17 protein-coding genes are annotated in these 18,759 nt (G+C 63.2%); 13 read left to right on the top strand and 4 right to left on the bottom strand.

What is annotated here, in order from left to right; genetic code table 11:
• Positions 1-89 precede the first annotated feature (89 nt).
• Positions 90-1,118 (top strand): IS110 family RNA-guided transposase, encoded by a 1,029-nt coding sequence (locus ACP15P_RS17675; protein ID WP_028720250.1) that lies wholly within the window; start codon positions 90-92, stop codon positions 1,116-1,118.
• Between the two features lie 375 nt (positions 1,119-1,493).
• Here ACP15P_RS17675 and ACP15P_RS17680 read toward each other — a convergent pair whose 3' ends face one another.
• On the bottom strand, positions 1,494-3,074 hold the full coding sequence (locus ACP15P_RS17680) for an ABC transporter substrate-binding protein (protein ID WP_424929793.1): 1,581 nt from the start codon (positions 3,072-3,074) through the stop codon (positions 1,494-1,496).
• A gap of 228 nt (positions 3,075-3,302) precedes the next feature.
• On the bottom strand, positions 3,303-3,779 hold the full coding sequence (locus ACP15P_RS17685) for a MarR family winged helix-turn-helix transcriptional regulator (RefSeq protein WP_424929794.1): 477 nt from the start codon (positions 3,777-3,779) through the stop codon (positions 3,303-3,305).
• 170 nt (positions 3,780-3,949) lie between these two features.
• Here ACP15P_RS17685 and ACP15P_RS17690 point away from each other — a divergent pair, with 170 nt between their 5' ends.
• The 10 genes from ACP15P_RS17690 to kynU all read left to right on the top strand — a co-directional run bounded on the left by ACP15P_RS17690 (position 3,950) and on the right by kynU (position 14,594).
• On the top strand, positions 3,950-5,200 hold the full coding sequence (locus ACP15P_RS17690; protein WP_424929795.1) for a cysteine desulfurase-like protein: 1,251 nt from the start codon (positions 3,950-3,952) through the stop codon (positions 5,198-5,200).
• Between the two features lies 1 nt (position 5,201).
• Positions 5,202-6,164: a threonine ammonia-lyase gene (locus ACP15P_RS17695; protein ID WP_424929797.1), complete on the top strand. Its 963-nt coding sequence runs from the start codon at positions 5,202-5,204 to the stop codon at positions 6,162-6,164.
• A gap of 236 nt (positions 6,165-6,400) precedes the next feature.
• On the top strand, positions 6,401-7,489 hold the full coding sequence (locus ACP15P_RS17700) for an ABC transporter ATP-binding protein (protein ID WP_424929798.1): 1,089 nt from the start codon (positions 6,401-6,403) through the stop codon (positions 7,487-7,489).
• 10 nt (positions 7,490-7,499) lie between these two features.
• A complete protein-coding gene (locus ACP15P_RS17705) occupies positions 7,500-8,576 on the top strand; it encodes an ABC transporter ATP-binding protein (protein ID WP_424929799.1) in 1,077 nt (358 codons plus the stop codon).
• Positions 8,576-9,445, top strand: coding sequence for a carbohydrate ABC transporter permease (locus tag ACP15P_RS17710; RefSeq protein ID WP_424929800.1), 870 nt, complete (start codon positions 8,576-8,578; stop codon positions 9,443-9,445). The genes ACP15P_RS17705 and ACP15P_RS17710 overlap by 1 nt, the downstream gene beginning before the upstream one ends.
• Positions 9,446-9,450: 5 nt before the next feature.
• Positions 9,451-10,254 carry a carbohydrate ABC transporter permease gene (locus tag ACP15P_RS17715; protein WP_424929801.1) on the top strand — a complete coding sequence of 268 codons (804 nt, stop codon included), beginning with the start codon at positions 9,451-9,453 and terminating at the stop codon, positions 10,252-10,254.
• Positions 10,255-10,256: 2 nt separating this feature from the next.
• Positions 10,257-10,529 (top strand): DUF2160 domain-containing protein, encoded by a 273-nt coding sequence (locus tag ACP15P_RS17720; RefSeq protein ID WP_424929802.1) that lies wholly within the window; start codon positions 10,257-10,259, stop codon positions 10,527-10,529.
• Between the two features lie 176 nt (positions 10,530-10,705).
• Positions 10,706-12,427 (top strand): ABC transporter substrate-binding protein, encoded by a 1,722-nt coding sequence (locus ACP15P_RS17725; RefSeq protein WP_424929803.1) that lies wholly within the window; start codon positions 10,706-10,708, stop codon positions 12,425-12,427.
• A gap of 143 nt (positions 12,428-12,570) precedes the next feature.
• The gene (locus tag ACP15P_RS17730; protein WP_424929804.1) at positions 12,571-13,404 is read left to right on the top strand and encodes a tryptophan 2,3-dioxygenase; all 834 of its coding nucleotides are present in this window, start codon (positions 12,571-12,573) and stop codon (positions 13,402-13,404) included.
• A gap of 2 nt (positions 13,405-13,406) precedes the next feature.
• Positions 13,407-14,594, top strand: coding sequence for a kynureninase (gene kynU / locus ACP15P_RS17735; RefSeq protein WP_424929805.1), 1,188 nt, complete (start codon positions 13,407-13,409; stop codon positions 14,592-14,594).
• Between the two features lie 144 nt (positions 14,595-14,738).
• Here kynU and ACP15P_RS17740 read toward each other — a convergent pair whose 3' ends face one another.
• Positions 14,739-15,689, bottom strand: coding sequence for an aminotransferase class IV (locus ACP15P_RS17740; protein WP_424929806.1), 951 nt, complete (start codon positions 15,687-15,689; stop codon positions 14,739-14,741).
• A gap of 178 nt (positions 15,690-15,867) precedes the next feature.
• On the opposite strand from ACP15P_RS17740, the gene ACP15P_RS17745 reads away from it, so the two are divergent.
• A complete protein-coding gene (locus tag ACP15P_RS17745) occupies positions 15,868-17,424 on the top strand; it encodes a phospholipase D-like domain-containing protein (protein WP_424929807.1) in 1,557 nt (518 codons plus the stop codon).
• A 3-nt stretch (positions 17,425-17,427) separates the two neighbouring features.
• Here ACP15P_RS17745 and ACP15P_RS17750 read toward each other — a convergent pair whose 3' ends face one another.
• Entirely contained in the window at positions 17,428-17,955 is a 528-nt protein-coding gene (locus tag ACP15P_RS17750; protein ID WP_424929808.1) for an isopentenyl-diphosphate Delta-isomerase, read from the bottom strand.
• 258 nt (positions 17,956-18,213) lie between these two features.
• On the opposite strand from ACP15P_RS17750, the gene ACP15P_RS17755 reads away from it, so the two are divergent.
• A complete protein-coding gene (locus ACP15P_RS17755) occupies positions 18,214-18,657 on the top strand; it encodes a c-type cytochrome (protein WP_424929809.1) in 444 nt (147 codons plus the stop codon).
• Positions 18,658-18,759: the final 102 nt, after the last annotated feature.

The raw sequence follows: 18,759 nt of genomic DNA on the forward strand, positions 1-18,759 counted from the left end.
GAGATGGGGTGGATGCCGCTCTCACCCTGACGGCATCGCGATGTGCCATACTCGTGGTGTCGAAGCACAAGCTGAAGGAGAGGGCATCCATGGAAGAAGTTAGCATTATCGGGGTCGATCTGGCAAAGAACGTGTTCCAGCTGCACGGGGCGGCAGCGGATGGGGTGGTTGTTTTCCGCAAGAAGCTGTCGCGACTGCAGTTTGCGCGATTCATGACGGACCATCCCGCATGCGACGTGGCGATGGAGGCGTGTCCCAGCGCGCACCATTGGGCGCGGGAATTGTCCGCCTACGGGCACAGCGTCCGGCTCATTGCGCCGCATTACGTCAAACCGTTCATCAAGCGCCAGAAAAACGACGCCGCCGACGCGGAAGCAATCGTTGAGGCAGCGATGCGTCCGACCATGCGGTTCGTCGAACCCAAGACCGAAGCCCAACAGGCCCGGGCGGTGGCGTTTCGCGCCCGCGAGCAGATCGTGAAGCAGCGGACCGAAGCGATCAACGCCCTTCGCGCGCACCTCTATGAATTCGGGCATGTGGCGCCGGAAGGGGTCGGATATATCCCGCGGCTGGCGAAGGTGGTCGAGGATCCTGGTTCGGGCCTGCCTGACCTGGCGCGAGACATCTGCCGCATGGTTCTGGAGCAGATCGAACTGTTGACGTCCCGCCTTACCGCAGTCTCGGCAAAGCTCGCCGCCGCGTCCAGGGCGGCCGCCATGCCCCGGCAGTTACAGACCATGCCGGGTGTCGGACCGATCACTGCGCTCGCAGTCGAAACCTTCGCGCCGCCGATGGACCAGTTCCGGCGTGGCCGCGATTTTGCAGCTTGGCTCGGGTTGGTGCCGCGGCAACATTCTTCTGGCGGAAAACAGAGGCTGGGGAAAACATCGAAGATGGGGCAGCGGGACATCCGGCGACTGCTTGTCACCGGCGCGATGGCGGTGGTCCGCTGGGCGCTGCGCCGTGGCGCACCGCAAAATCCCTGGCTTGAGCGCATGCTGGAACGCAAGCCACCGATGGTCGCAGCCTTCGCGCTGGCCAACAAGATGGCGCGCGGCATTTGGGCGATGCTGACGCGCGGCGAGGACTATCGCGATCCGGTGATGGCCACCGCCTGATCGGGCGCGTCGGCAGGAACGGAACGCAGAGTTGTGAGGAAGGCATGATCCGAATGGGCAAATGATCGACATGATCCGGGTTGGGCAAACCAGGAACCTTCTCAGAGCTTCGAGCTCGCTGTTGGAGATTTGGCCCCGGTCCGCGCATCACCATCCCGGCCAGCGGCATCTATCGGGCCGCACTAACAGGCCTGACAAGAGTCCGCACTCGATCACATGTCTAATGTTCAGAAATTCCTTGCAAATGAGGGCGGCATCCACAAGAGAAGGTTGGGGACAATCCCATTGAGGCGGCGCTGAATACGCTGCTGGAGGGTCTGGAGAAATAGGGGGTCTGCCGGAACCCTGGGGGCTCCGGCAGTAAAGTCGTGTGGATCAGCCGGTCAGGGACCAGCGTTCCATCCAGCGTTCGCCGTCCTGGTCGAAGTTGGAGGCCATGTCGCCGTGGACGACGCGGGCGCCGGTGGCGAAGACGAAGTTCGCGAACATGGGCAGGACCGTGCCGCCGTCGGTTGAGGCGATCTGCTGCATTTCGCCATACATCTCGCGGCGTTTCGCCTCGTCCAGTTCGGCGCGGGCCGCGACGAGCAGCTCGTCAAAGCGGTCGTTCTGCCAGTAGCTGTCGTTCCAGGCCGCACCGCCGGCATAGGCCGTGGTGAAGATCTGGTCCTCGGTCGGGCGTCCGCCCCAGTACACGGCGCAGAAGGGATCCTTCAGCCACACATCCGACCAGTAGCCGTCATTTGGCACGCGCTTGACGTTGACGTTGATGCCCGCGGCCGTGGCCGAGTTCTGGTAGAGAACCGCCGCATCCACCGCGCCGGGGAAGGCTGCGTCGGCGGCGGAAAGCTCGACATCGAGGCTGTCGAGACCGGCTTCCTTGAGGTAAAACTTCGCCTTGTCCGGGTCGTAGGGGGTCTGGGCCAGGTCCGGGTCGTGGAAGCGGTAGCTTGGGCCGATGGGCTGGTCCTTGCCCACGGTGCCGTGGCCGAAGAGGATTTTCTCGACCAGTTCCTCGCGGTTGATGGCGTGTTTCAGAGCCATGCGCACGTTCACGCTGTCGAGCGGGCTCACGTCGCAACGGGCGGCGAAGCTGTAGTACTGTGGACCGGCGATGGAGTGGATGCCGACGTTGGGGTTGCGGCCCAGAAGGCCCACGGTTTTCAGGTCCAGCTTGTCAATCGCGTCCACATCGCCGGAGGTCAGGGCCGTGGTGCGGGCGTTGAGGTCGACGACCGAGAGCATTTCCACGGTCTGGATGAAGCCGCGGTCCTGGTTCCAGTCATTCTCGAACCGCTCAAACCGTGCCACCACGCCGGGATCGAATTCCACGAGGCGGTAGGGGCCGCAGCCGTCGCCGGAGCGCCAGTCGATGCCGCCCGCGCCGTCGGAGGGGCAGATGGCCATGTGGTAGTCGGTGAAGACGAAGGGGAAGTCGGCGCTGCCGGTTTCAAGCTGGAAGACAACTGTGTCGGAGCCGTCCTTTGTGATCTCGACAATCGGGTCCACCAGAGGTTTGGCCACGGAGGTCGAGTTCTCGCCGCGATGGTAGTTCACGGAGTCGATCACGTCGTCGAGGGTGACCTCCTTGCCGGAATGGAACGTCGCGCCGGAGCGGATCCTGAAGCGCCAGGTTTTGGCGTCGGGGGTGGCTTCCCAGCTTTCGGCAATGTCGGGTTCGGCGGTGCCGTCCACGGCCACCTTGGTCAGGAAGCCCTGCATCCCGAGGGAGAGCGCCACGGTAAAGCCGTTGGTCCAGGTTGCCGGATCGAGCGTGTCGCTGGTGTTGCCGTGACCTTTTGCCACGCGGATGGTGCCGCCACGTTCCTGCGCCCGCGCGGGCCGGACGCCGAGCAGTGTCCCGGTCGAGGCGAGACCCGCGGCCGCGGCCGTCGCGCCCAAAAACGCGCGGCGCGTCGGCTGGGCAAAGGTTGTCGGTTTCCTGATCAGGGTCATGTTTCCCTATTCCTTCCTGTTTATCGGGAGCGGTGGGCGCTCCCTTTTCGTTGTGTTCCCGCGTCGCCGGTTTCACCGGTGGTAATCCCATTATCGCGGTCGGCAAATCCGCCGGCCCGAACCGGGGTTCGCCGGTTTTGGGCCCTGCATGACACAGCCGGAGATGTACGCTGTTGCGGTGGGATGGTTACAGACGGGGGCATGCGCGTCAATGGCGCAGGGGCGGCATCAGTCGTAGAGGCGGATCAGGAGGCGCGCGAGCTGATAGCCCTCGTCGGGGCTCAGCCGCGTGCCGATGACCTGGTGTATGGCGTTCTCGTAGATGGGCCAGACCTCCGTATCGACGGCCTTACCTTCCGGGGTGAGGTGAAGAACCTGGCCGCGGCCCTTGCCCGACGCGGCGCTGCGCGAGACCCAGCCGCGGTCCACAAGGCGGGAGACGTGACGCGAGAGGCTGTACTGGGGCACGTAGAGGTGCTTTTCCACGTCATGCATCCGCCGGCCCGCCTCACCCGCGCGGCCGATGTCGATCATGATCTCATGCCAGATCGGGTCCTCGATCCCCGCCTCGCGCAGGTGGCGCGCGACCTGGGGGTGCAGATGGCGGTGGACGCGAAGCAGGTTGAACCAGGCGCGGTTGTGCCCCATCCGCTCCGGATCGGCGTCCCCGGCGAAGGGTTGGGGCGGTCGTGTGGTGTCCTGCAAAGTGGTCTCCGGCTGGATCAGGTCTTTGGTCGGGCGGGCCAGTGTGCAGGGTGTATCCGTTTCCGCCCGCGGAGTGTATCGGGGAACGTGGAGGCTGTTGTTATTTTGTGCGGACTCAGAAAGACAGTGCGCCGTGGGCCGCGGAGGCCCGGCAGTCTTAAGGGGATAATATGGGTTTTCCGGTGATGCGCGTGCGCGAGCGGTTTCCGTCGCTTGCGGTGAGGGATGAGGGACGGGAGCGGGTCTATCTTGACAACCCCGCCGGGACGCAGGTGCCGCAGACGGTGGTCGAGGCCATCGGTGACTACTTCCTGAACCATTCCAGCAATTCCGGAGGCATGTTCGCGACGAGCCAGGCCACGGACCGGATCGCCGAAACAGCCCATGAGGACATGGCGCTGTTCCTCGGGGCTGCCTCCGCGCGGGAGGTGGTGATCGGGCAGAGCATGACCTCGCTCACCTTTCATCTGTCGCGCAGCATCTGCCGGGATTTCCAGCCGGGCGATGAGATCGTCATCACGCGCATGGAGCACGAGGGCAATGTCGGCCCCTGGCTGGAGGTGGCGAAGGAAAAGGGCCTGCGCATCATCTGGGTCGATTTTGACCGGGAGACCTGGCAGGTCAGACCGGAGGACCTGGCTGAGGTGCTGTCCGACCGGACGCGGCTCGTTGCGCTGAACTACGCGAGCAACATGACCGGGGCCATCAATGACGTGCGGGCGCTGGCGGAGGCGGCGCATGAGGCGGACGCGCTGGTCTATGTGGATGCGGTACAGCTTGCGCCGCATCACCTGGTCGATGTTCAGGGGCTGGGCTGTGATTTTCTGGCCTGCTCGTCCTACAAATTTTTCGGGCCGCATATGGGGATCGTCTGGGGGCGTGAGGCGCTTCTGGCGGAACTGCATCCCTACAAGGGCCGGTGCGTTACCGATGAGTTGCCTGGCCGGTTTGAGGCGGGGACGCCGCAATATGAGCTGTTGGCAGGTTTGTCGGCGACGGTGGCCTGGTTTGAGGAACTGGGCCGGATGTGTGGCGGGACCGGATCACGGCGTGGCCTGATCGCGCAGGCCTACGCGGCGGCGCGGGAACATGAGGAGGCGATGACCCTGCAGCTGATCGCGGGGCTTGAGGCTCTGGATGGCGTGATGGTCTATGGCATTACCGACCCGGCGCGGGTCGGGGAGCGTGTGCCGACCGTGTCGTTCCGCCATACGCGGGTGAAGCCGCTGGAAATTGCGACGGCTCTGGGCGGGCAGGGCATATTCGTCTGGCACGGCCACAACTATGCCTGGGAACCGGCGCGGGCGCTTGAGCTGCCGCTGGATGAGGGCGTGGTCCGGATTGGTCTGGCGCAGTACAATACCACTGGGGAAGTCACGCGGGTCGTGGATGCGGTTGCGGCGGCGATAGCGGGAGGCTGAGATGTCGGAGGCTTTGGAGACGGTCGCGGCCCGGTCCGTGCGGGCGCGGGAGAGGATCGCGGATCTGATCTACCGGACGCCGCTCCTGCCCTCGCGGGGCGTGGGAGAGGCCCTGGGCTGTGACCTGCGATTCAAGGCGGAGAACTTTCAGCTGACCGGATCGTTCAAGATGCGTGGCGCGGCGAGCCGGATGACGGCGATGGAGCCGGGCAGCCGGTTGATCACCGCGTCCTCCGGCAACCACGGCATCGCCTCGGCCCGTGCGGCGTCCCTGACCGGGCAGAACCTGACGGTGGTTTTGCCGACCACGGTGGCGGAGGCGAAGCGGTCGCGGATTGCCGGGTATGGCGTGGAGATCATCCAGCACGGTGAGGAATCCGGTCTGTCAGAGAAACACGCCCAGGACCTCGCGGCGGACGGGTCCTGGCGGTACGTGTCGCCCTACAATGATCCGGAGGTCATTGCGGGGCAGGGGACGATTGGCCTGGAACTGCTGGAGCAGGCGGAAAGGATCGACGCGATTTTTGTGGCGATGGGCGGTGGCGGGCTGATCTCCGGGATCGGGTCGGTTCTGAAAAGCTTCCGGCCGGGGACGCGGGTCTATGGTGTCGCGGCGAAAAACTCCGACACGCTCCGGGCGTCGCTGGAGGCGGGGCGCGTGGTTGAGACCGAGCATTTCGAGACACTGGCCGACGGGATTGCCGGGGGCATGGATGAGGACAGCCTGACCCTGCCTCTCGCCATGGAGGTCGTGGACGAGGTTGTCTCGTGCAGCGAGGCGGAAATTGCTGAGGCGGTGCGCCGGCTTGCCCAGGAGGAGCAGATGCTGGTGGAGGGCGCGGCGGCGCTGGCGCTGGCGGGGTTCCTGAAGGTGGCGGGAGATCTGCGAGGGAAGACGTCGGTGGTGGTTTTGTGCGGGGCGAATTTCGATCGCGCTAAAATACTCGGGCTTGCCGCCGGATAATGCTGGACGCGAAGCGGGACAGGCTCAAATATGACTGTGGTTGAAACTGGTCTGTAATTTCGGCGATTGGTTCTATTGGAACATTATCGACGGAAAAACGAACAAAAACGAAAATACCCTCTTCACATGACGACGGAATTTTGTCACATGTGTTGAGCCTGACCCCTCGGGAGTCGGGAAAAGAACAACGGGCGTCGGCAGGACACGGCATAAAGACGCCACGCAGGGGAGGCTGAATGACATTCGAACTCAAGGGTGTTTCCAAGCTTGTCGGGGGGGAGACGCATATCCACCCCACCGATCTGACTCTGGAAAAGGGCACGATGAACGTGCTGCTTGGTCCGACGCTTTCCGGCAAGACCTCCCTCATGCGGCTGATGGCCGGTCTGGATGCGCCTTCCGAGGGCAGCATTTTCCAGGACGGTCAGGACGTGACCGGCGTGCGGGTGCAGGAACGTAAGGTGGCAATGGTCTACCAGCAGTTCATCAACTACCCGTCCATGACGGTCTATGAGAACATTGCCTCGCCCCTGCGGCTGACCGGCGCGTCGAAGGCCGAGATTGAGGCCGCAGTGGGCAAGGCGGCGGAGCTGATGCAGCTCACACCGATGCTTCAGCGCAAGCCCTTGGAGCTGTCGGGTGGACAGCAGCAGAGATGCGCGCTGGCCCGGGCGCTGGTGAAAAACGCGGGGCTCGTGCTGCTCGATGAACCGCTGGCCAACCTCGACTACAAGCTGCGCGAGGAGTTGCGGGTCGAGATCCCGAAGATCTTCGAGGAGTCGGGCTCGATTTTCGTTTACGCGACAACCGAACCTGAGGAGGCGCTTCTGCTCGGGGGCAATACCGCGACGCTCTGGGAAGGGCGCGTGACGCAGTTTGCCCCGACGCCGACCGTTTATCGCCAGCCGGTGGATGCGACCACGGCGCGGGTGTTCAGCGATCCGCCGATGAATTTCCTGCCCATCACCAAAACGGGCGGGCATCTGGAATTTGGCGACGGGCTGAAAACGCCGGCCACCGGTGCGCTGGCCGACATCGCCGACGGCAAATACATGGCCGGGTTCAGGCCCAATCATCTGGAAATTTCGCGGCATGGCGATGAGGCCATCCGGTTTGACGCGAAACTCGTGGTGACGGAGCTGACCGGGTCGGAGACCTTCGTGCATCTCGACCACGGTGGCGCGCGTTGGGTTGGACTGGTGCATGGTGTGCATGACCTGAAGCCGGGCAGCGCTCTGCCGGTCTATCTCGATCCCGCGCATGTCTACGTGTTCAGCGAAACCGGTGAGCTTGTGGCGCCCGCGGCTTACGCGCTGGCGGCCTAGAGGGGGGATCATGGCAAAGATCACGCTGGACAACCTGGCCCATTCCTACCTTCCGAACCCGAAGGGCGAGGATGATTTCGCGCTCAAGGAACTTAACCACGTCTGGAATGACGGTGAGGCCTATGCGCTGCTCGGCGCGTCGGGTTGCGGCAAGTCGACGCTGCTCAACATTATTTCGGGGCTGTTGCACCCAAGCCAGGGGCGCATCCTGTTTGACGATGTGGATGTGACGGCGGCGACCACCGCGGACCGCAACATCGCGCAGGTTTTCCAGTTCCCGGTGGTCTATGACACGATGAGCGTGCGCGACAACCTGGCCTTCCCGCTGAAGAACCGTGGCTCCGACCCGGCCTACGTGGCGGAGCGGGTGCAGAAGATCGCGGAGATGATCGGCATGGAGGCCGAGCTGGATCGTCGTGCGCGCGGTCTGACGGCGGACGCAAAACAGAAAATCTCGCTCGGGCGCGGCATGGTGCGGGAGGACGTGAATGCGCTCCTGTTCGATGAGCCGCTGACGGTGATTGACCCGCACATGAAGTGGGAGCTGCGCACTCAGCTGAAATCGCTGCATCACGAGTTCGGGCACACGATGATTTACGTGACCCATGACCAGACCGAGGCTCTGACCTTCGCGGACCGGGTTGTCGTGATGTATGACGGCCGGGTGGTGCAGATCGGCACGCCGCAGGAGCTGTTTGAGAAACCCGCGCATACCTTCGTGGGCTATTTCATCGGCTCGCCCGGCATGAACGTGATCCCGGCGACGGTGGATGGCACGACCGCGACGGTGGATGGAAACGCCGTGCCGCTGGGCCGGTCCTATGGCGCGGTTCAGGGTGGTGCGACACTGGGCGTGCGGCCCGAGTTCGTGAGCCTGACCGATGAGGGCGGGCTGCCCGTCACGGTGCGGCGCGTCGAGGATGTGGGGCGGCACCGGATCGTGCGCGCCGATCTCTTTGGCAATGACATCAACATCGTGGTGGGCGAGGGCCGCGCCATTTCGCCGGACATGAACCGGGTGGTGTTCGATCCGGCGCATGTGAATGTCTACGTGAATGAATGGCGCCAGGAAGGGGAGGCGGTCTGATGGAGAAGACGGTCAATCAAAAGGCCTGGTTTCTGGTCCTGCCGGTTCTGGTTCTGGTGGCGTTTTCCGCGGTGATCCCGCTGATGACGGTTGTGAACTACTCGGTGCAGGACACGTTCGGGCAAAACCAGTTCTTCTGGGCGGGCCTGGAGTGGTTCAGGGAGATGCTGGAAAGCGAGCGCATGTGGAACGCGCTGGGGCGGCAGCTTCTGTTCTCCGGAATTATTCTGGCGATTGAGATCCCGCTTGGGATTTTCGTGGCGCTCAACATGCCCAAGAGCGGGTTCTGGTCGAGTGTGTGTCTGGTGCTTATGTCGCTGCCCCTGCTGATCCCGTGGAACGTGGTCGGCACCATCTGGCAGATTTTTGGCCGCGTGGATATTGGCCTGCTGGGCTATACGCTCGATGCGGTTGGCATATCCTACAACTATACGCAGGACGTCTTCGCGGCCTGGTTCACCATCATCATCATGGATGTGTGGCACTGGACCTCGCTCGTGGCGCTGCTGGCCTATGCCGGTCTGAAATCCATTCCGGACGCCTATTACCAGGCGGCCAAGATCGATCAGGCCTCGCGCTGGAACGTGTTCCGCTACATTGAGCTGCCGAAGATGATGGGCGTTCTGATGATCGCGATCCTGCTGCGCTTTATGGACAGCTTCATGATCTATACCGAGCCGTTCGTTGTGACCGGCGGAGGGCCTGGCAACGCGACCACGCTTCTGTCCATTGACCTGGTGAAGATGGCGCTGGGGCAGTTTGACCTCGGACCGGCGGCGGCGTTCTCGCTGATGTACAACCTTGTCATTCTGACCATGGCCTACGTGTTCTATACGGTCATGACGACGCTCGAGAAGCGGGGAGGGTGAGGCCAATGCGGATCAACAAAAGCGCAATCGTGATGGGGCTTTACCTGCTGTTCCTGCTCCTGCCGATCTACTGGCTTCTGAACATGAGCCTGAAGACCAACACGGAGATTTTGAACACCTTCACGCTCTGGCCGAACAGTCCGACGCTGGACAATTACCGGACGATCCTGACCGATCCGGCGTGGTACATGGGCTATGTGAACTCGCTGATCTATGTGGTGATGAACACGGTGATCAGCCTGGCGGTGGCGCTGCCCGCGGCCTATGCGTTCAGCCGTTACAACTTCATGGGTGACAAGCATCTGTTCTTCTGGCTGCTGAGCCAGCGGATGGCGCCTCCCGCGGTTTTCGCGCTGCCTTTCTTCCAGTTCTATTCCTCGGTGGGGCTCTTTGACACGCATATCGCGGTGGCACTGGCGCACTGCCTCTTCAACGTGCCGCTGGCGGTATGGATCCTGGAGGGGTTCATGCGGGGTGTGCCCAAGGAGATTGACGAAACGGCCTACATCGACGGGTATTCCTTCGGCCGGTTCTTCGTGAAGATTTTCATGCCGCTGATTGCCAGCGGGATCGGGGTGGCGGCGTTCTTCTGCTTCATGTTCTCCTGGGTGGAGCTGCTGCTGAGCCGCACGCTGACCACTGTGGATGCAAAGCCGATTTCCGCGATCATGACCCGCACCCAGGGGGCCTCCGGCATTGACTGGGGCGTTCTGGCGGCGGCCGGGATCCTGACGGTCGTGCCTGGTGCGCTCGTGATCTATTTCGTGCGGAACTACATTGCCAAGGGCTTCGCCCTGGGGAGGGTGTAAACATGGCATGGATGGCATGGACATGGCCGACGGCGGCGTTTTTCGCCTTCATCGCCTGCACGCTGATCGTGTTCTCGGTGCTGGCGATAAAGTATCCTGAGACGCCCCGACGGGGTATCCTGGGGACCGAGACGACCCGCGGGGACCGGGTGTTTATCTCGCTGCTCGGGTCGGCCTTTATCAACCTCGCGTGGCTGGGGATCGTGGGTGAGAACCAGCCCTGGGCGCTGGCGGTGTGCCTGGTGTACGCGGCGGCGGTGTTTCGGTGGGTGTAGGCATGGCCTTTCCCGCGTTTCCGCCAACAGACGAGGGCAGGGGCGACCGCGGGCGAAGCGGAGCGCCGCCCATTGGGGGCGGTCGGCGCTGCCCGGCGTAGCCGCCGGGCGGGACGGATGAACCTGATCCGCCACCCCCAAACAGAATTTCAAAGTCAACCAAAAGGGAGAGAAGAATGAGACCCAACCTTAGATCAACGACGGCGCTGGCGCTGTCGCTTGGGCTGCTGAGCGGCCCGGCGATGGCGGACATGGACGCCGCGCGTTCGTTCCTGGACTCGGAAATCGGTGACCTGTCCGTCCTGTCCCGTGAGGACCAGGAAGCGGAAATGCAGTGGTTCATTGATGCCGCCGCTCCTTATCAGGGCATGGACATCAAGGTGGTGTCCGAGACCATCACCACGCACGAGTACGAGAGCCAGGTTCTGGCCCCGGCCTTCACCGCGATCACCGGCATTCAGGTCACGCACGACCTTATCGGTGAGGGCGACGTGGTTGAAAAGCTGCAGACCCAGATGCAGTCGGGCGAGAACATCTATGACGCCTATATCAACGACTCCGACCTGATCGGCACCCACTGGCGCTATCAGCAGGTGCGCAACCTGACCGACTGGATGGCGGGTGAGGGCGCGGACGTGACCAACCCCGGTCTCGACCTTGAGGACTTCATCGGCACCTCCTTCACCACCGGCCCGGACGGCAAGCTGTACCAGCTTCCCACCCAGCAGTTCGCGAACCTCTACTGGTTCCGCTACGACTGGTTCAACGACGACAAAAACAAGGCCGACTTCCAGGAGCAGTACGGCTACGAGCTTGGCGTTCCGGTGAACTGGTCCGCCTATGAGGACATCGCCGAGTTTTTCACCGGCCGTGACCTGAGCCATATGGGCGTCGAGGGCGAGGTCTTCGGCAACATGGATTACGGCAAGAAGGACCCGTCGCTCGGCTGGCGCTACACCGATGCGTGGATGTCCATGGCCGGCATGGGCGACGTGGGTGAGCCGAACGGCCTGCCCGTGGACGAGTGGGGCATTCGTGTGAACGAAAACTCCCAGCCCGTTGGCTCCTGTGTGGCCCGTGGTGGTGCAACCAACGCCCCGGCCGCCGTCTACGCCGTGACCAAGGCGATCGAGTGGCTGCAGAAATACACGCCGCCCGCCGCTGCCGGCATGACCTTCTCCGAGGCCGGTCCGATCCCCGCACAGGGCAACATCGCGCAGCAGATGTTCTGGTACACCGCTTTCACCGCCGACACGGTACAGCCCGGTCTGCCGGTGATGAACGAGGACGGCACGCCGAAATGGCGCATGGCTCCGTCCCCGCATGGCGTTTACTGGAAAGAAGGTCAGAAGATCGGATACCAGGACGCCGGTTCCTGGACGCTGATGGAATCCACCCCGGTCGACCGCGCCCAGGCCGCATGGCTCTATGCGCAGTTTGTGGTCTCCAAAACGGTTGACCTCAAAAAGTCCGATGTGGGTCTGACCTTCATCCGCGAGTCCACCATCAACTCCGACCATTTCACGGAGCGTGCGGACAAGCTGGGTGGTCTGGTCGAGTTCTACCGCTCGCCCGCACGGGTCCAGTGGTCGCCGACCGGCACCAACGTTCCCGACTATCCTAAGCTGGCGCAGCTGTGGTGGCAGAACATCGGCGACGCCATGTCGGGTGCGAAAACCCCGCAGGAGGCACTCGACCAGCTCTGTGCCGACCAGGAGCGTGTGCTTGAGCGCCTTGAGCGTGCCGGTATCCAGGGCGATCTTGGCCCGGTCATGAACGAGGAAATGGACCCCGAGCACTGGTTCTCCCAGGAAGGTGCGCCCTATCCGAAACTGGAGAACGAGGACGAGGAGCCCAAAACCGTGTCCTATGACGAGCTGATCGCCTCCTGGCAGTAAGCCGTCCCTGACCACAGTTGATGGCCCGGACCGCGCCTGCGCTCCGGGCCATTTTTTTGTGTGCGGGCATGGACGCGGGAAGGCGCGTGGGAGTACGGTCCGTCGCAAACAAAAAACGGCCGCCGCGGCGGAAGGGTGAGGGCATGACAGACGCGTATGATCCAGGCCAGGACGGGGCCAAAATGTCCTTCCGGGAGGACATGAGCTATGGCGATTATCTGGGCCTCGACATGATCCTGGCCGCTCAGAAGCCCCTGTCCGACGCCCACGATGAGATGTTGTTCATCATTCAGCACCAGACCTCGGAGCTGTGGATGCGGCTGGCACTGCATGAGCTGTCGGCGGTCCGGGACTGTCTTGGCGGGGGCGATGCCCGGCCCGCGTTCAAGATGCTGGCTCGGGTGTCGCGCATTTTCGAACAGCTCAATGGGGCCTGGGATGTTCTGCGCACAATGACGCCGAGCGACTACACGACCTTTCGTGAGCAGCTTGGCGCCTCATCGGGCTTCCAGTCGCATCAGTACCGGCTGATCGAGTTCATGCTTGGCAACCGCAATGAGGCGATGATGCGGGTGCATGAACATCGCGCGGATCTGCTGGGGCTTCTGGAGGCGGAACTGGCGCGGCCCACGATTTACCACCTGGCGCTGCGGACACTGGAGACTGAACTGGATGTGCGGTTCGCTCCGGAGGTCTACCGGATGCGCGCGCCCCATGCGGCGGATGACGCCGTGACCCAGGCCTGGACGCGGGTCTACCGGGAGCCGGAGCGGCACTGGACGCTCTATGAACTGGCCGAGAAGCTGATGGATCTTGAGGATTATTTCCGGCGCTGGCGTTTCAACCATGTCACCACCGTGGAGCGGGTGATCGGGTTCAAGCGCGGCACCGGCGGGACGAGTGGCGTGAAATACCTGCGGCGGATGCTGGAGGTCGAACTGTTCCCGGAACTTTGGAACATGCGTGGAGGACTGTAGGAATGGCTTTGCCGCGAAAGGATCTGTTCGATTTGCCGGAGGGGGTGATTTATCTCGACGGAAACTCTCTCGGCCCTCTGCCGAAAGGCGTGGCGGAACGGGCGGCGGAGGTCGTCTCGCGTGAATGGGGCGGGGAGCTGATCCGGGGCTGGAACAGCTGCAACTGGATGGAGCAGCCGGCCCGTGTGGGCAACCGGATTGCCAAACTGATCGGTGCACCGGAGGGCAGCGTGGTGATGGGCGACACCCTGTCGATCAAGGTGTTTCAGGCCCTGTCTGCTGGCCTCGCCATGCGCCCGGACAGGCGGGTGATCCTGTCCGACAACGGCAATTTTCCGACCGATCTCTACATGGCCGAGGGTCTGGTGGCTATGAAGGGCGCGGGGTTTGAACTGCGCGTCGTGGACCCGGAGCAGGTGGCCGGGGCGATTACGGACGAGGTCGCGGTGGTGATGCTGACCGAGGTGGATTACCGCACCGGCCGAAAGCACGACATGGGTGCGCTGACGAAGCTGGCCCATGAGGCGGGGGCCGTGATGCTGTGGGATCTGGCGCATAGTGCGGGGGCGGTGGAGGTTGATCTGACCGCGTCGAACTGTGAGTTCGCCGTGGGCTGCACCTACAAGTATCTCAATGGCGGTCCCGGTGCGCCCGCGTTCATCTATGTGCGGCCCAACCTGTCGGAGGAGGCGGAGCCGGTTCTGTCGGGGTGGCTCGGGCATGGGGCGCCGTTTGCGTTTGAGCTGAACTATCGCCCCGCGCGTGGGGTGGAGCGGATGCGGGTGGGCACGCCGCCGGTCATTCAGCTCTCGGTGCTGGAGGAGGCCCTGAAGGTCTGGGACGGTGTGACCATGGCCGGGGTGCGTGCGGCCTCGGTGGCCCTGTCGGAGCGGTTCATTGCGGAGGTCGAGGCGCGGTGTCCGGAACTGACCCTGTGCAGCCCGCGCGATGCGGCGGTCCGGGGCAGCCAGGTGTCGTTCCGGTTCGAGCATGGCTACGCCGCGATGCAGGCCCTGATCGCGCGCGGCGTGATTGGTGATTTCCGTGCGCCGGACGTGATGCGGTTCGGGTTCACGCCGCTCTATCTGGATGAGGCCAACGTGGTTGCGGCGGTGGACGTGATGGCGGAGGTGCTCGACGGACGGCTGTGGGACCGGGAGGAGTACAGGCGCGCGAACCGGGTGACGTGAGGGTAGGGGGAGCACTGCGGGTTTTCCGCCTTTCCTCCGAGGGTTGCGACGACCGCGGGCGGTAGCGAAGCGCCGCCCAGGGGGGCGGTCGGCGCTGCCCGGCGTGGCCGCCGGGCGGGGGGTGTGAATTAAGCCCGAAACGTCCTAAACCGCCACACCCTTCCTCTCCGCCACGTAGGCGGCGACCGCGTCCTTATAAAGACCCCGGATGCGCTGCGTCACCGGACCGGCCCCTTCGCCTTCGCCGATGGGCTTGCCGTCGATTTCGGCCACGGGGGTCTGGGCGCCGAAGGTGCCGGTCAGGAACGCCTCGTCGGCACCATAGGTCTCATAGAGGGAATAGTTTTTCTCGCGCACCGGGATGCCGTTCGCGTGGCAGAGGTCGATGACCTTTTGGCGGGTGACGCCGTTCATGCAGTAGTCACCGGTGGAGGTCCAGACCTCGCCCCGGCGTACAATGAAGAAGTTGCAGGCGTTGGTGGTGTTTACAAAGCCATGCGGGTCGAGCATCAGCCCCTCATCCGCCCCGGCCTGTTCGGCCTGAAGGCAGGCAATGACGCAGTTCAGCTTGGAATGGCTGTTGTATTTGGCGTCCTGGCTCATGGGCAGACCGCGCACCTGCGGCACGGTGGCGAGGCGGATGCCTCGGGTGCGCAGGGTCTCGGCCGGTTTGGAATGCTCGATGATGGCGACAATTGTGGGCCCGAACCGGCTCAGGGAGGGATGCTGGAACGGTTTTGCCTTGCGTCCCCGTGTGACCATCAGCCGACAATGCGCGTCCGTGGTCATGTCGTTGGCGGCGGCGGTGTCATTGAGGATCTTCAAAACTCCGTCCGGGGTCAGGCCACTTTCGAGCGACACGGATTTCATCGAGTTGAAAAACCGGTCCATGTGCTCCTCGAAAAAGGCCCAGACCCCGTTATAGAGGCGCAGACCCTCCCACATTCCGTCGCCCAGCATGAAACCGCTGTCATAGACCGAGACCGTGGCCTCGTCCTTTGGCACGATGCGGCCGTTGACGTAGATTTTGATCGCGTCATTGCGGCCGTCATGCTCGGCGTCATGGGTGGTTGTCTGGGCGTTGTCGGGGGTCAAGTGGCACCTCGGCGCTGATCGTTGTAAGAACCTCTGCCGTTCGTCTTAGACCCGGATTGCGGGCGGTGCCACGGGTTTCGTGCAACATGACAATTCGAAGAACGGAACCGGAAGCCTGTTGCGTCCGTTACAGGTGCGGGGCATGCATTGAAAGACGCGAAAGGGTTGGGACGGACTTATGGCAAACGGTTCACTGGGCAGCGGCAACGCGCGGGTCTTACTGACCGCGGCGGAGGCATACCCGTGCCTTGAGGAACTGTTTCTTGAGGCGAAGGACCGCGTCGTGGCGGGCTTTCGCATTTTTGATCCCCGGACCCGCCTGCGCTCCAATGGCGGCTGGGAGGTTGGCAAGACATGGTCGGATCTCATCCGGGCAGTTATCGAGCGCGGCGTAGACGTGACGCTGATCCTCGCGGATTTCGACCCGGTCCACCGCCCCGGCCTGCACCGCACCGCCCACAGCAGTGTGCGCGAATTTCACAGAGCGGTCGAGGGTGTGGAAGGCGGCGGCAAGCTGACCGTACACGCCGCCATGCATCCCGCCCAGGTGGGCTACTGGCACCGGATCGCGTTTCGCGGCTTTGAGATCCGCACGCTTCAGCGTCATGTGGACATGCTTAATGACAAGGAAGCGGACGCGCGGGAATGGTGGCTGAGGGATGCACCCGGCATCCGAAAAATGATCAAGGCTGGACCTGACGGCAAGCTCGCCCTGCGGCGCGGTCTTTTGCCACGCATGTACCCGGCCAGCCATCACCAGAAGCTTGCGGTGATTGACGGCAAGACCCTCTTCGTGGGCGGCCTTGACGTGAACGAGCGCCGTTTCGACGGCCCGGACCATGACCGCCCGGCGGAGCAGACCTGGCACGACGTGCAGCTCTGCCTGCGCGACAGTGATCTGGCCCCCGTGGCAGAGGAGCACCTGCTGGCATTTGAGGATGAGTGCGCGGGCAAGCGCCCCGTGGAGGAACGGCAGGGGCTGCTGCGCACGCTGTCGACGGTAAACCACAAATGGGGCTCGCGCCTCGGCCCGCAGGAGGCCGTGCGCGACATCCGTGACCGCATCATTGAGGAGATCCGCCGGTCGGAAAAATTGATCTATCTCGAGACCCAGTATTTCCGGGATGAGGGTATCGCGCGGGAACTGGCGCAGCGCGCGCGTGAGGTGCCGGGGCTTCAGCTGATTGCCGTGCTGCCCGCTGCACCTGACGATGTGGCCTTTGAGGGCAGCACCTCGCTCGACGCGCGCTTTGGCGAGCACCTTCAGGCGGAATGCGTGGAGACGGTGCTTGCGGCCTTTGACGGGCGATGCGCAATTCTCTCACCGGGCCAGCCTGAAAACATCGAAGATCACGAATCCGACTTTGCCTTCTATGGATCACCACTGGTCTATGTTCACGCTAAGGTCGCGATTTTTGACGACCACTGCGCCATTATTGGCTCGGCCAATCTCAACGGGCGCAGCCTGAAATGGGATACGGAAGTTGCGGTGGCCCTGGAGGAACGGGAGGCGGTGCGCGACCTGCGCCGCCGTCTGTTCGAACACTGGCTGCCGGAGGATGCGGGCGAGGAGTTCACTGATCCCGATGGTGCGGCGAAGGCCTGGTGGGATCTGGCGGAGGCCAACACGAAACTGGAGCCGGATGAGCGCAGGGGTTTTGTGCTGCCGTTCCCGTTGCAGCGGGCAAAAGAGTTCGGCCGGCCCGTGCCGTTCGTTCCTCACGCGATGGTCTGAGGTTCAGACCCGCAGCGTTCCGAAAATCCGGTCCATGTGCCGCTCCATGTAGATGCGCAGCCAGGGCGTGTAGCGCTCCGGCTGTTCCTCCACCTCACGCGCAAGGTCGGGGAGGGCGATCCATCGCGTCTCTGCCACCTCATCGGGATTGGGCGTTACACTCATCCCGGACGTTGCCTCGGCGGTGAAAATATCGACAACCTCATGCTCGGTCATGCCGCCGCCCACATCGGCGCGGTATTCGACCTGATCGCGGTGGTGCAGGGTGAGCCCGGCGATGCCGAGCTCCTCGCGCAGCCGCCGGTGCCCGCAGTCCAGCGCCGCCTCACCCCAGTGCTGGTGGGTGCAGCAGCTGTTCGCCCAAAGGCCGGGCGTGTGGTATTTCGACAGCGCCCGGCGCTGGATCAGGGTCTCATCACCGCGCATGACAAACACCGAGACTGCAGGATGCCGCAACCCGCACCGGTGGACGTCAAGCTTGTCTGTAGGGGTCAGTTTTCCATCGACCCATGCGGGGATCAGTGTCGTCACGTGTGGTTTCGCCGTCAGTGTGGCACGTTTGCAGCGCCGGATGATTGGGGGCCAAATCCCCCGGATTGCAGTCAGATAGGTCAAATTTGTGCAAAACGTAAGGCGGTTGGCCCGATTAACCACGCCGTTAACCCAAATAAACGACAGGATGGCGCGCGGTTAACGAATTTGCGATAGTGGATGATGAATGGTGACGCGGCGATATTTTCGCACCATATAGGGGCCATTCGCCGTGATTTACCGGAACGGGACCATCCGATGACCAAGTTTTCTGTTGTTGCCACCAGTAGCCTTCTTGCCATTGCCCTGCCAGGGTTTGCGCTCGCGGAGGGCGATCCGGCCGCCGGCGCGGACAAGTTCAAGCGCCAGTGCACCGTCTGCCACGTTGTTGTGGACCCGGACGGCACCGTGATCTCCGGGCGTAAGGCCCGCACCGGACCGAACCTCTATGGCGTGGTCGGCGCAACCATGGGCACCCAGGAGGATTTCCGCTATGGCAAATCCATGGAGGAGGCCGGTGAGGAGGGGTACACCTTCACCGAGGAAAACTTCACGGCCTATGTTCAGGACCCGACCGGTTTCCTCTCCGAACTGCTTGATGACAAACGCGCCCGGTCGAAAATGGCATTTCGGGTGAAAACGCCCGAGGATGCCGCCGACATATACGCCTTCCTTGCGCAGCATGGGGCGGACGCCGAATAGGGAGTTTAGCGCGGCAGTTTTTCGACCCGGGCTATTCGTTCCATCCGGGGGAGATTGCGGTGGAAACCCGATGCCATGCTGGCGTACCCTTCGACCTGAAAT

This window comes from Amaricoccus tamworthensis, from assembly GCF_049800875.1.
GTDB classification, from domain to species: domain Bacteria; phylum Pseudomonadota; class Alphaproteobacteria; order Rhodobacterales; family Rhodobacteraceae; genus Amaricoccus; species Amaricoccus tamworthensis.